Here is a 13,139-nt window from a genome sequence, read left to right as displayed (position 1 = left end):
TCACCGACTGACTGACATGACAGGGTGGCCTGCGCGCACGCGAGACCGCCCACCGATTTCCCCTGAATTGAAGGATGCGTTGACATGGCTGTGAAGACCGACATCAACACGTTTGCCGCGATCGGCACCGGCGTGATCGGCAGCGGATGGATTGCCCGCGCGCTCGCGCACGGTCTCGACGTGGTCGTGTGGGACCCGGCGCCGGGCGCCGAAGCGCGGCTGCGTGCGAGCGTCGCGAACGCATGGCCCGCGCTCGAACGCGTCGGCCTCGCGCCTGGCGCCGATCCGGCGCGCTTGCGGTTCGTGTCGACGATCGAAGCATGCGTCGCCGATGCGGATTTCATCCAGGAAAGCGCGCCCGAGCGCGAGGCGCTGAAACTCGAACTGCACGAACAGATCAGCCGCGCGGCGAAGCCCGACGCGATCATCGCGTCGTCGACGTCGGGCCTGCTGCCGACCGATTTCTACGCGCGGGCCACGCATCCGGAGCGCTGCGTGGTCGGCCACCCGTTCAATCCCGTCTACCTGCTGCCGCTCGTCGAGGTGCTCGGCGGCGCGCGCACGTCGCCGGAAGCGGTCGAAGGCGCGATGGAGGTCTATCGCAGGCTCGGCATGCGGCCGCTGCACGTGCGCAAGGAAGTGCCGGGCTTCATCGCGGACCGTCTGCTCGAAGCGCTGTGGCGCGAGGCGCTGCATCTCGTCAACGAAGGCGTCGCGACGACCGGCGAGATCGACGATGCGATCCGCTTCGGCGCGGGCATCCGCTGGTCGTTCATGGGCACGTTCCTGACCTACACGCTGGCCGGCGGCGATGCGGGCATGCGACACTTCATGCAGCAATTCGGCCCGGCGCTCGAACTGCCGTGGACGAAGCTGGTCGCGCCGACGCTGACCGACGCACTGATCGACCGCGTCGTCGAAGGCACGACCGAACAGCAGGGCACGCGCAGCATCAAGGAGCTCGAACGCTATCGCGACGAGTGCATCACCGAGGTGCTGAAATCGATCGCCGCGGTGAAGGCGCGGCACGGGATGCGATTCGACGAATAAAGGACAGGCGATGACGGGCGATACCCCGCTGACGATTTACCGCGACGTGGTGCGGCCCGAATGGGTCGACTACAACGGCCACCTGCGCGATGCGTTCTACCTGCTGATCTTCAGCTTCGCGACCGATGCGTTGCTGGATCGCATCGGCCTCGACGACGCCGCGCGTCGCGAACGGGGGCGCTCGGTCTACACGCTCGAAGCGCACGTGAACTACCTGCACGAGATCAAGGAAGGCACGCCGGTGCGCGTCGATGCGCGCGTGCTCGCGCACGACGCGAAGCGGCTGCACCTGTATCTCGAACTGTTCGCCGACGGGCATGACGACGCGGTCTCGGCGAGCGAGCAGATGCTGCTGCACGTCGATACGCGCGACGGCGCGAAATCGGCGCCGTTCGACGACGACGTGGCCGCGCGCGTGGCCGAACTGCATGCGTTGCAGCGCGATTGCGCGGCGCCGGCTTATGCGGGCCGCGTGATCGGGCTGCCGCCGCGCCGCTAGCGGCGCGCTTCATTTCACGATCTTCTACCTTCGATCTTCGACCGCGGAGCGCACACGATGCTCGAACCGGAAATCGCGGCGTTCGTTGCGGCCGTCGACGCGTGGTATCCGGCCGATGCGGCGGCGCGTTCGCCCGACGAGCAGCGCCGCCTGTACGACCGCTTCGCGGCCGAATGGACGCCGGCCGCGCTGCCGGCCGGCATCGTGCAGCAGGACGCCGTGTGGCGCGCGCCGGACGGCCGCGCGATCGCGCTGCGGCGCTATACGTCCGCGCACGGCACGCCGCTCGGCACGGTGCTGTTTTTTCATGGCGGCGGTTTCGTCGTCGGCTCGCTCGGCAGCCATGCGCTGATCACCGCGCAACTGGCGGCCGATACGGGCCTCGACGTGATTGCCGTCGACTATCGCCTCGCGCCCGAACACCGCGCGCCGGCCGCGCTCGAGGATTGCGTGGCAGTCACGCGTGCCGCGCGCGATGCACGCTGGTCGTTCGGGCCGTGCGTGCATCCGTTGACGCTCGCGGGCGACAGCGCGGGCGGGATGCTCGCGGCGGCGGTGGCGACCGCGCTGCGCGATGCGGGCGAAGGCAGCGTGGACGGCATCGCGCTCGTTTATCCGATGCTCGGTTTCGAACCGCAGTCGCCCGCGCGCGAAACAGAAGCGCACGCGCCGATGCTGACGCTCGACGACGTGCATCGCTATCGCGCGCTGTACTGGGGCGGTGATTTGTCCAATGTGCTGCGAAACGGCAACCCGTTGCTGCGCGCGTCGGTGCCGCTCGAAGCCGGGCGGTTCGACGGCTTGCCGCCGGTGCTCGCGATCGGCGCGGAGCACGATCCGCTGCGCGACGATGCGCGCGTGTACGTCGAACGGGTTCGCGCGGCGGGCGGCGTCGCGAACTACTGGATGGGAGAGGGGCTGGTGCACGGCTGCTGGCGCGCGCTCGGGACGAGCCCGCAGGCCGCACGGATGCACCGGATGGTCGGCAGGTTCTTGCTCGCACCACACGCGTAGCGGGCGTTTTCCGGGAGGCAACGATGCAGGCGGCAGCGCAACACCGTATCGAGGACTGGCGGACATTTTCGGCCGACGCGGCGATCGCGGCGGCGACGATTGGCGACGGCAGGGTGGACGTCGAATGGAGCGACGCGCGACGATCGCCGTTCCATTTCGACTGGCTGCGCGACAATTGCGCGTGTTCCGCGTGCGTGCATGCGATCACGCGCGAACAGGTCTTCGAGATCGCCGATGCGCGCGCGGATCTGTCCGCGCTTACCGTGCACGTCGAAACCGACGGCGCGCTGCATGTCGAATGGAACGACGGACACCGCAGCGCGTGGTCGCCGGGCTGGTTGCGTGCGCATGCATATGACGACGCGTCGCGCGCGGAGCGCGTGGCCGCGCACGGGCGGCACATATGGACCGGCGACGATGCGACGGCGATCGGCGTGTTCGCGTGGCGCGACGTGATGGAGGACGATCACGCGTTGCTCGCATGGCTCGGCGCATTGCAGCGCACGGGGCTGACGCTCGTCGAAGGCGTGCCGGCCGAGCGGGGCCGCGTCGACGAGGTCGCGCGCCGCGTCGGCCTGATCCGCGAAAGCAATTTCGGCGTGCTGTTCGACGTCGAATCGAAGCCGCGCCCGGACAGCAATGCGTATACGTCGCTGAATCTTCCGCCGCACACCGACCTGCCGACGCGCGAATTGCAGCCGGGCGTGCAATTCCTGCATTGCCTCGCGAACGACGCGACGGGCGGCGACAGCATCTTCCTCGACGGCTTCGCGCTCGCGGACGCGCTGCGGCGCGAACATCCGGACGATTTCGAGCAGCTCGCATCGACGCCGTTCGAGTTCTGGAACAAGAGCGCGAACAGCGACTACCGCTGTTCGGCGCCGGTGATCGGGCGCGATGCGCGCGGCAACGTGACGGAAGTGCGCGTCGCGAACTTCCTGCGCGGGCCGCTCGATGCGCCGGCCGGCTCGGTCGCGGCCGTCTATCGCGCGTACCGGCGGTTCCTCGCGTTGGCGCGCGAGCCGCGCTTTCGCGTGCAGCGCCGGCTGCGGGCCGGCGACATGTGGGCGTTCGACAACCGGCGCGTGCTGCATGCGCGCACCGAGTTCGATCCGTCGACGGGCCGCCGGCATTTGCAGGGCTGTTACGTCGATCGCGACGAATTGCTGTCGCGGTGGCGCGTGTTGTCGCGGGCGGTGCCGGCCGACGCTGCGCGCTGATCGACACACACGGCGTCTTCACGCACGACCTCTTGGGGAAAAAGCACCCGGACGCCAGGCGTCCGGGCGAAGCCACCCGCTGCCGGGCGGCGGAGGTATGCGTTTCACAAAACAGACGAGCCCCGCGAAGGGGGCTCGTCCGGACTGCGTGACTTCATCGCGCGACGCGCGGCGCCCGCCGGGGGCGCATCGGCTTACTGGCCGAAGAAGATCGAGTCGCGTGCGTTCGACGAAGCGGCTGCCGGCGCGCCCGAATGGACGAGCGGAGCCGGTTGTGCGCCGTAGCCGCTGGTGTCGGCGCCATGAACGCGCGCTTCGGCGCTCTGGATGTCGTTCGGGTAGTACGGGCTCGACACGCCCGGCTTGTAGCCGGCTTGTTCGAGTTGGACCAGTTCGTTGCGCACTTGAGCGCGCGTCACGGTGCTTTGAGCGAATGCGCCGAACGAAGCGGACAGGGCGGCAGCGGCAACGACTGCGGAAACGAGCGATTTCATGGTGACCTCCGGTGTTTTATTGGGTTCGCTCCCGACACCATGTCTTGAGCGATTGATCCAATCTTAGTCACCAGCGGGTTCAGGGTAAACGCTGATTTTGACGATAAATTGTTTCCTGGCCGGTAACAGTGCGGCGGCGCATCAGTCTTTCAACGGGCTTTCTTTTCGGTCAGCGTAATAAGTCTGAGGAATGTTGCGATCGCCGGCGCACGACTCAGCGCGCTTCGGCCGCCGTATCGAGCGGCCGACCCGGCGAGCGGCCGGCGGGTGCCCCGGCGCTGAGGAAGCGCACGCCGGTCGCGGCTTCCGATGCTTCCCACAGCAGCGCCGCCGCCGCCACGCTGCGCGCCGCGCGCGGCACGCTCGCCGGCGCCGGCAGCCCGCGCGATTCGAACCAGCCGGACGGGCCGATGTACGCGCCGCCGGCCAGATCGGGCGACGTGGCCGCATGAATCGCCGGCAGCGCGCCCTGGTCGGCCGGTTGCGCGAGATAACGGTTCGCGGCGCGCATCAACGCGGCGCGGGCGGGCGAGCGGTCCATCGCCGGGCCCGCGAACTGCAGGTTGGTCGCCGCATAGCCGGGATGCGCGGCGACGCTGATGCCCGCGAATGCCGCGCGCGCGAAGCGGCGCTGCAACTCGATCGCGAACACGAGGTTCGCGAGCTTGCTGTCGCAATAGGCGAGATAACGGTTGTAGCGCTGCGCGGCGCGCAGGTCGTCCACGCGAATCCGGCCACCGCGGTTGAAGCCGCTCGACATCGTGACGACGCGCGCCCGGTGCGCGGCGCGCAGCGCCGGCAGCAGATGGCCGGTCAGCGCGAAATGGCCGAGGTGGTTGGTGCCGAACTGCATCTCGAAGCCGTCGCGCGTGTGCCGCAGCGGCAGGAACATCACGCCGGCGTTGTTGCAGAGGATGTCGACGCGGCCGTGGCGTTCGCCGACGTCGGCCGCGAAGCGTGCAATCGATGCGAGATCGGCGAGGTCGAGCGGATCGACTTCGACGCGTGCATGAGGATGAAGCCGGCGGATCGCGTTGGCGGCCTGCGCGCCGCGTGCGCCGTCGCGGCAGCCCATCACGACCGTCGCGCCTTTCGCGGCCAGCGTTTCCGCGAGATGCCAGCCGAGGCCGCTGTTGGCGCCGGTCACGACCGCGACCTTGCCGCCTTGCGCCGGGACGTGGCGCGCGCTCCATGCATGCATGTCTGCCTCCATCGGCGCGGCCGGTCGGCCGCGGCACTTAATCGTTACATTGAGTGGTGTAACGATAGTGCGGGCGGACGGAGCAGACAAGCGGAGGAATTAGACCGGCGCTTCTAGGGGTTCGGGGCTCAGGCCGTGGCGCCGCGAGCCCGGCGCAGGACCGGCGGGTGTTACCTGCCGCCGGCCAGCGCGAGCACCTCGGCGGCGGAGATCATGGCGGCGGCGTTCGCGGGGGCCGGGCGCTCGGCCGGGCGGAACACTTCGTCGCCGCGGTGGATGACCTGGCGCGACAGCGCGCAGGTGCCGGTGCGTTGCGCGAAGCGGCGGCGCCAGCGTTGTTCGCCGTAATGACAGCGGCCGGGTTCGACCCAGCGGACGACGAGTAGCGTATCGGAACGTTCGAGGATTTCGACGTGGACGTCGGCGGGATCGAGCGCAGGCAGGGATTGGGAGGCCTTCATTTTGCCGTTTCCTAAAGCCCGTGCGGGTTCGGCCATGGCAGTGGGTGTCACTACCCAAGGGGGAATCCGTAGGGGTTTCCATGAGTGGTGCGCTAAATGTAAGCGTCTGTGACCGGAAAAAACATCCTGTCCGGCTCGAATTACCTTTTGCCGATTTAGAAACAATCGACGCTTATTTTCTTGGAAAACCAAAAACAAAAAGCCCCGGACAAGAAGCCCGGGGCGGAAAATCGGCCCGCACACCGTGTCTGCTCGCCCAGTCACGGGATACATCGCCGGGGGACGGAGGTGCCCGCTCGGGATCCGGAGCGGGCGGGGGCGATGTACCGGAAGCGCGGTCCGGCAACACCATGATGGCGTGCGGCACCCGTTGGCACCCTGACGCGAACATGACTTTTTTGTCAGTTTGCCGCGGGCCGCCGTGCCGAGCGTTGCCGAAGAATCGGCTGGAAAGCCCGTCGGCATTGGGTTTGAGCGGATCGCGGGGCGACACTTCAACGCCGGTCGCGCGCCGCACTCTCGTGCGCCGCACGGATTGACCCGCCTCGGGTAAATACTGAATCCCAATTTCGTGACAAACGCGCGATCCGTTCCTATGATTGGTTGGACCTTTAGTCCTTTGTGCCAATCGGCCGACTGGCGGCCGGCTTTTTCGGAGAGAAGCTCATGAGATTGCAGGGCAAACGCGCGCTGGTGACGGCGGCCGGGCAGGGCATCGGCCGCGCGACCGCGCTGCGGTTCGCGAGCGAGGGCGCCGACGTGCTGGCGACTGACATCAACGAAGCCGCACTGGTGCGGCTCGAAGCCGACGCCGAGCGCGCGGGCGGCCGGCTGGCCACGCGGCGGCTCGACGTGACCGACGCGAACGAGGTGGCCGCGCTCGCCGCGAGCGAACGCGCGTTCGACGTGCTGTTCAACTGCGCGGGCTACGTGCATCACGGCTCGATCCTCGAGTGCGACGAAGACGCGTGGGCGTTCTCGCTGAACCTGAACGTCACGTCGATGTACCGGCTGATCCGCGCGCTGCTGCCCGCGATGCTCGAAGCCGGCGGCGCGTCGATCGTCAACATGGCGTCGGCCGCGTCGAGCGTGAAGGGCGTGCCGAACCGCTTCGTGTACGGCACGACCAAGGCGGCCGTGATCGGGCTGACCAAGTCGGTGGCCGCCGATTTCGTCGAGCGCGGTATCCGCTGCAATGCGATCTGCCCGGGCACGATCGAATCGCCGTCGCTGGCGCAGCGGATCGCCGACCAGGCGCGCACGCGCCACGTGTCCGCCGACGAGGTGCGCCAGGCGTTCGTCGCGCGCCAGCCGATCGGCCGCATCGGCAGCGCGGACGAAGTGGCCGCGCTCGCGCTCTATCTGGCGTCCGACGAAGCGTCGTTCACCACCGGCACGATTCACCTGATCGATGGCGGCTGGTCAAACTGACCGCGTCTAGCCGACCGCGTCTAGCCGCCCGCGTCTAGCCGACCGCGTCGAACTGGCCGCGCCTTCCTATTTACCTTCCGATTCCATTCAGACAACGCTATGAAACTGCTGAGATTTGGCGACAAACACCATGAAAAGCCGGGCCTGCTCGATGCGCACGGCCAGATTCGCGACCTGTCCGGCGTGATCGACGATATCGCCGGCGACGCGCTGACCCCTGCATCGCTCGCGCGGCTGCGCGACATTCCGCCGTCGTCGCTGCCGCTCGTCGAGGGCATGCCGCGGCTCGGCGCGTGCGTCGGCCGCGTCGGCAAGTTCATCTGCATCGGGCTCAATTATTCGGATCACGCGGCCGAATCCGGGATGGAGGTGCCGAAGGAGCCCGTCGTGTTCGGCAAGTGGACGAGCGCGATCTCGGGCCCGAACGACGACGTCGAAATCCCGCGCGGCTCGGAAAAGACCGACTGGGAAGTCGAGCTCGGCGTGGTGATCGGCCAGGGCGGTCGCTATATCGACGAAGCCGATGCGCTGTCGCACGTCGCCGGCTACTGCGTGGTGAACGACGTGTCGGAGCGCGAATACCAGCTCGAACGCGGCGGTACGTGGGACAAGGGCAAGGGCAACGACACGTTCGGCCCGATCGGCCCGTGGCTCGTGACGGCCGACGAAGTGCCCGATCCGCACGCGCTGCGACTGTGGCTGGAAGTGGACGGCCACCGCTACCAGAACGGCACGACCGCGACGATGGTGTTCCGCGTGCCGCACCTGATCAGCTACCTGAGCCGCTTCATGAGCCTGCAGCCGGGCGACGTGATCTCGACCGGCACGCCGCCGGGCGTCGGCCTCGGGCAGAAACCGCCCGTCTACCTGCGCGCCGGACAGGTGATCACGCTCGGCATCGACGGGCTCGGCGAGCAGCGCCAGCGCACCGTGCAGGCCTGATTTCCTTCAACGGACGGTTCGTCATGCCTATCATTCGATCGATGCGCGTCCTCGACGTGCGCTTTCCGACCTCGCGCCAGCTCGACGGTTCCGACGCGATGAATCCGGACCCCGATTATTCGGCGGCCTACGTCATCCTCGAAACCGATCGCGACGGGCTCGCAGGTCACGGGCTCACGTTCACCATCGGGCGCGGCAACGAAATCTGCTGCGCGGCGATCGACGCGATGCGCCACCTCGTCGTCGGCCTCGACCTCGACTGGATCCGCGAGGACATGGGCCGCTTCTGGCGGCACGTCACGTCGGACAGCCAGTTGCGCTGGATCGGCCCCGACAAGGGCGCGATCCACCTGGCGACGGGCGCCGTCGTCAATGCGGTGTGGGATTTGTGGGCGAAGGCCGTCGGCAAGCCACTGTGGCGGCTCGTTGCCGACATGAGCCCGGAGGAGCTGGTGCGGGCGATCGACTTCCGCTACCTGACCGACTGCCTGAGCCCGGACGAAGCGCTCGACCTGCTGCGCCGGCAGGCGCCCGGCAAGGCCGCGCGGATCGCCGCGCTGGAGCGTGACGGCTACCCGTGCTACACGACGTCGGCCGGCTGGCTCGGCTACAGCGACGACAAGCTGCGCCGGCTGTGCCGCGAGGCGGTGGAAGCAGGTTTCGAGTACGTGAAGCTGAAAGTCGGCGCGAACCTCGCCGACGACATCCGCCGCGTGACGATCGCGCGCGAGGTGATCGGCCCCGACCGCAAGCTGATGATCGACGCAAACCAGGTGTGGGAAGTCGACGAGGCGATCGACTGGGTGCGCGCGCTCGCGTTCGCGCGGCCGTGGTTCATCGAGGAGCCGACGAGCCCCGACGACGTCGAAGGGCATCGCAAGATCCGCGAGGCGATCGCGCCGGTGCAGGTCGCGACCGGCGAGATGTGCCAGAACCGCGTGCTGTTCAAGCAGTTCATCGCGCGCGGCGCGATCGACGTCGTGCAGATCGATGCGTGCCGGCTCGGCGGCGTGAACGAGATTCTCGCGGTGATGCTGATGGCCGCGAAGTACGGGCTGCCGGTGTGCCCGCATGCGGGCGGCGTCGGGCTGTGCGAATACGTGCAGCACCTGTCGATGATCGACTACGTGTGCATTTCCGGCACGAAGGAAGGGCGCGTGACCGAGTACGTCGATCACCTGCACGAGCATTTCGTCGAACCGTGCGTGGTGCGCGGCGCGGCGTACATGCCGCCGACGGCGCCCGGCTTCTCGATCGAGATGAAGCCCGAATCGCTGGAGCAGTACCGGTTCCGCGGCTGACGCACGGCAACGCACGACGGCGCGCCATTTGCGTGGTGTGCGTGGTGCGCATCGTGCGCGGCGACAACATGAACGACGGAGACGCGAAGTGGATTTGAATCTGCAAGACAAGGTCGTGATCGTGACCGGCGGCGCGTCGGGCATCGGCGCCGCGATCTCGATGCGGCTGGCCGGCGAAGGCGCGATTCCCGTGGTATTCGCGCGCCACGCGCCCGACGATGCGTTCTGGCGTGCACTTGCACAGAAACAGCCGCGCGCCGCGTGCGTCACTGTCGAACTGCAGGACGACGCGCAGTGCCGCGACGCGGTCGCGCAAACCATCGCACGCTTCGGCCGCATCGACGGCCTCGTCAACAACGCGGGCATCAACGACAGCATCGGGCTCGACGCGGGGCGCGACGCGTTCGTCGCGTCGCTCGAACGCAACCTGATCCATTACTACGTGATGGCGCATTACTGCGTGCCGCACCTGAAGGCGACGCGCGGCGCGATCGTCAACATCTCGTCGAAGACGGCCGTGACCGGACAGGGCAACACGAGCGGCTATTGCGCGTCGAAGGGTGCGCAGCTCGCGCTGACGCGCGAATGGGCGGTCGCGTTTTGTAACGACGGCGTGCGCGTGAACGCGGTGATTCCCGCCGAGGTGATGACGCCGCTCTACCAGAACTGGATCGCCGGCTTCGACGATCCGCAAGCGAAAGTCGCGGAAATCGCCGGGAAGGTGCCGCTCGGCCAGCGCTTCACGACGGCCGACGAGATCGCCGATACGACCGTGTTCCTGCTGTCGGATCGCGCATCGCACACGACGGGCCAGTGGCTGTTCGTCGACGGCGGCTATACGCATCTCGATCGTGCGATCAGCTGAGGGCCGCGTTCCATGCAACCCGACCTGAACCCGAACACCGCGCCGCCGTTGATCGCGCTGACCGGCATCGGCAAGCGCTTTCCGGGCGTGCAGGCGCTCGACGATTGCCGTTTCGACCTGCGTGCGGGCGAAGTGCATGCGCTGATGGGCGAGAACGGCGCCGGCAAGTCGACGCTGATGAAGATTCTCGCGGGCGTCTACCCGCGCGACGCGGGCGAGATCCGGATGGACGGCCGCCCGGTGGAGATCGTCGACCCGCGTGCCGCGCAGGCGCTCGGCATCGGCATCATCCATCAGGAGCTGAACCTGATGAACCACCTGAGCGTCGCGCAGAACATCTTCATCGGTCGCGAGCCGCGCGGCCGCTTCGGCGTGTTCGTCGACGAAGACCGGCTGAATCGGGACGCTGCCGCGATCTTCCAGCGGATGCGGCTCGATCTCGACCCGCGCACGCTCGTGGGCCGGCTGACGGTCGCGAAGCAGCAGATGGTCGAGATCGCGAAGGCGCTGTCGTTCGACTCGCGCGTGCTGATCATGGACGAGCCGACCGCCGCGCTGAACAACGCGGAGATCGCCGAGCTGTTCCGCATCATCGGCGACCTGCGCGCGCACGGCGTCGGCATCGTCTACATCTCGCACAAGATGGACGAGCTGCGCCAGATCGCCGATCGCGTGACCGTGATGCGCGACGGCAAGTACGTCGCGACCGTGCCGATGGCGGGCACGTCGATGGACACGATCATCGCGATGATGGTCGGCCGCCAGCTCGATGCGGACACCCGCACGCCGCCCGATACGTCCGCGAACGAGATTGCGCTCGAAGTGCGCGGGCTGTCGCGCGGCCGCGCGATCCGCGACGTCGGCTTCACGCTGCGGCGCGGCGAGATCCTCGGCTTCGCCGGGCTGATGGGCGCGGGCCGCACCGAGGTCGCGCGCGCGGTGTTCGGCGCGGATCCGGTCGATGCGGGCGAGATCCGCGTGCACGGCCGGGCCGTGACGATCCGCACGCCGGCCGACGCAGTGAAATACGGGATCGGCTACCTGTCCGAGGATCGCAAGCACTTCGGGCTCGCGGTCGGGATGGACGTGCAGAACAACATCGCGCTGTCGAGCATGCGCCGCTTCGTGCGCCGCGGCCTGTTCCTCGACGCGCGCGCGATGCGCGACGCCGCGCAGTCGTACGTGCGCCAGCTCGCGATCCGCACGCCGTCGGTCGCGCAGCCCGCGCGGCTCTTGTCGGGCGGCAACCAGCAGAAGATCGTGATCGCGAAGTGGCTGCTGCGCGACTGCGACATCCTGTTCTTCGACGAGCCGACGCGCGGCATCGACGTCGGCGCGAAAAGCGAGATCTACAAGCTGCTCGATGCGCTCGCCGCCGAGGGCAAGGCGATCGTGATGATCTCGTCGGAATTGCCCGAGGTGCTGCGCATGAGCCACCGGATTCTCGTGATGTGCGAAGGCCGCGTGACCGGCGAGTTGCGCGCGGCCGACGCCACGCAGGAAAAGATCATGCAGCTCGCGACGCAGCGCGAGTCGACCGTGTTGTCCTGATTGTCCCGATTCAGACGCCTAATGATCATGTCCAACGATACGCATCCCGTTCCGCCCCTTGCCACCGGCGACACGCCGGCGGCCGCATCGAGCCTGAAAGCGCGCTTCTTCAACCCGGCCGCGCGGCAGAAGCTGCTCGCGTTCGCGAGCCTCGTGCTGCTGATCGCGTTCTTCAGCTTCGCGTCGTCGAACTTCCTCGACGTCGACAACCTCGTGTCGATCCTGCAGGCGACTGCCGTGAACGGCGTGCTGGCCGTCGCCTGCACGTACGTGATCATCACGTCCGGCATCGATCTGTCGGTCGGCACGCTGATGACGTTCTGCGCGGTGATGGCCGGCGTCGTGCTGACGAAATGGGGGATGCCGCTGCCGCTCGGCATCCTGGCCGCGTTGTGCTTCGGTGCGCTGTCCGGCTGCGTGTCGGGCTTCGTGATCGCGAAGATGAAGGTGCCGCCGTTCATCGCGACGCTCGGCATGATGATGCTGCTCAAGGGGCTGTCGCTCGTGATCTCGGGCACGCGGCCGATCTACTTCAACGACACGCCGGGCTTCACGTCGATCGCGCAGGATTCGCTGATCGGCAACCTGATTCCCGCGCTGCCGATTCCGAACGCGGTGCTGATCCTGTTCCTCGTGGCGATCGGTGCGTCGATCGTGCTGAACCGGACGATCTTCGGCCGCTACACGTTCGCGCTCGGCAGCAACGAGGAGGCGCTCAGGCTATCCGGCGTGAACGTCGATGCGTGGAAGATCGCGGTCTACACGTTCAGCGGCGCGGTGTGCGGGATCGCCGGGCTGCTGATCGCGTCGCGGCTGAACTCGGCGCAACCGGCGCTCGGGCAGGGCTACGAGCTCGATGCGATCGCGGCCGTCGTGATCGGCGGCACGTCGCTGTCGGGCGGCGCGGGCAGCATCGTCGGCACCATCATCGGCGCGTTCATCATGAGCGTGCTGACCAACGGCCTGCGCATCATGTCGGTCGCGCAGGAATGGCAGACGGTCGTGACGGGCGTGATCATCATCCTCGCCGTCTACGTGGACATCCTGCGCCGGCGCCGCCGTTGACACACGCAGGCATGCGCTTCACCGCCGGTTTCGGCCGGCATTTCA

At 67.8% G+C, this 13,139-nt stretch carries 13 protein-coding genes; 10 read left to right on the top strand and 3 right to left on the bottom strand.

Features of this window, described 5'->3' with window-relative positions:
- Positions 1-84 precede the first annotated feature (84 nt).
- The 4 genes from J8I33_RS24335 to J8I33_RS24320 are packed head-to-tail and all read left to right on the top strand — an operon-like array spanning position 85 to position 3,783.
- Positions 85-1,050, top strand: a complete 966-nt coding sequence (locus tag J8I33_RS24335) for an L-carnitine dehydrogenase (RefSeq protein ID WP_209939249.1) — start codon at positions 85-87, stop codon at positions 1,048-1,050.
- A gap of 10 nt (positions 1,051-1,060) precedes the next feature.
- The gene (locus J8I33_RS24330; RefSeq protein WP_048243371.1) at positions 1,061-1,549 is read left to right on the top strand and encodes a thioesterase family protein; all 489 of its coding nucleotides are present in this window, start codon (positions 1,061-1,063) and stop codon (positions 1,547-1,549) included.
- 57 nt (positions 1,550-1,606) lie between these two features.
- Positions 1,607-2,563 (top strand): alpha/beta hydrolase, encoded by a 957-nt coding sequence (locus tag J8I33_RS24325; protein ID WP_209939247.1) that lies wholly within the window; start codon positions 1,607-1,609, stop codon positions 2,561-2,563.
- A gap of 23 nt (positions 2,564-2,586) precedes the next feature.
- The gene (locus tag J8I33_RS24320; RefSeq protein WP_124652925.1) at positions 2,587-3,783 is read left to right on the top strand and encodes a TauD/TfdA family dioxygenase; all 1,197 of its coding nucleotides are present in this window, start codon (positions 2,587-2,589) and stop codon (positions 3,781-3,783) included.
- 194 nt (positions 3,784-3,977) lie between these two features.
- On the opposite strand, the gene J8I33_RS24315 is transcribed toward J8I33_RS24320, so the two are convergent.
- From J8I33_RS24315 to J8I33_RS24305, 3 genes are all read right to left on the bottom strand, one after another.
- Positions 3,978-4,277 (bottom strand): DUF4148 domain-containing protein, encoded by a 300-nt coding sequence (locus tag J8I33_RS24315; RefSeq protein ID WP_050012329.1) that lies wholly within the window; start codon positions 4,275-4,277, stop codon positions 3,978-3,980.
- Between the two features lie 214 nt (positions 4,278-4,491).
- On the bottom strand, positions 4,492-5,478 hold the full coding sequence (locus J8I33_RS24310) for an oxidoreductase (protein ID WP_089489788.1): 987 nt from the start codon (positions 5,476-5,478) through the stop codon (positions 4,492-4,494).
- A 170-nt stretch (positions 5,479-5,648) separates the two neighbouring features.
- Entirely contained in the window at positions 5,649-5,939 is a 291-nt protein-coding gene (locus J8I33_RS24305) for a DUF3331 domain-containing protein (protein ID WP_048243381.1), read from the bottom strand.
- 666 nt (positions 5,940-6,605) lie between these two features.
- Between J8I33_RS24305 and J8I33_RS24300 the strand changes: the two genes are divergently transcribed.
- The 6 genes from J8I33_RS24300 (at position 6,606) to J8I33_RS24275 (ending at position 13,094) form a co-directional block, all read left to right on the top strand.
- A complete protein-coding gene (locus J8I33_RS24300; protein WP_050012331.1) occupies positions 6,606-7,370 on the top strand; it encodes an SDR family oxidoreductase in 765 nt (254 codons plus the stop codon).
- A gap of 99 nt (positions 7,371-7,469) precedes the next feature.
- A complete protein-coding gene (locus J8I33_RS24295; protein WP_050012332.1) occupies positions 7,470-8,312 on the top strand; it encodes an ureidoglycolate lyase in 843 nt (280 codons plus the stop codon).
- Between the two features lie 23 nt (positions 8,313-8,335).
- Complete coding sequence (locus J8I33_RS24290; RefSeq protein ID WP_050012333.1) at positions 8,336-9,613, top strand: L-fuconate dehydratase; 1,278 nt, start codon at positions 8,336-8,338, stop codon at positions 9,611-9,613.
- An 88-nt stretch (positions 9,614-9,701) separates the two neighbouring features.
- Positions 9,702-10,478 carry an SDR family oxidoreductase gene (locus J8I33_RS24285; RefSeq protein ID WP_209939246.1) on the top strand — a complete coding sequence of 259 codons (777 nt, stop codon included), beginning with the start codon at positions 9,702-9,704 and terminating at the stop codon, positions 10,476-10,478.
- Positions 10,479-10,490: 12 nt separating this feature from the next.
- Positions 10,491-12,029, top strand: coding sequence for a sugar ABC transporter ATP-binding protein (locus J8I33_RS24280; RefSeq protein ID WP_209939243.1), 1,539 nt, complete (start codon positions 10,491-10,493; stop codon positions 12,027-12,029).
- 27 nt (positions 12,030-12,056) lie between these two features.
- Positions 12,057-13,094: an ABC transporter permease gene (locus J8I33_RS24275; protein ID WP_050012336.1), complete on the top strand. Its 1,038-nt coding sequence runs from the start codon at positions 12,057-12,059 to the stop codon at positions 13,092-13,094.
- Positions 13,095-13,139: the final 45 nt, after the last annotated feature.

This window comes from Burkholderia sp. AcTa6-5, assembly GCF_017815075.1.
Taxonomy (GTDB): Bacteria; Pseudomonadota; Gammaproteobacteria; order Burkholderiales; family Burkholderiaceae; genus Burkholderia; species Burkholderia sola.
This window is presented reverse-complemented; position numbering and strand designations above follow the sequence as displayed.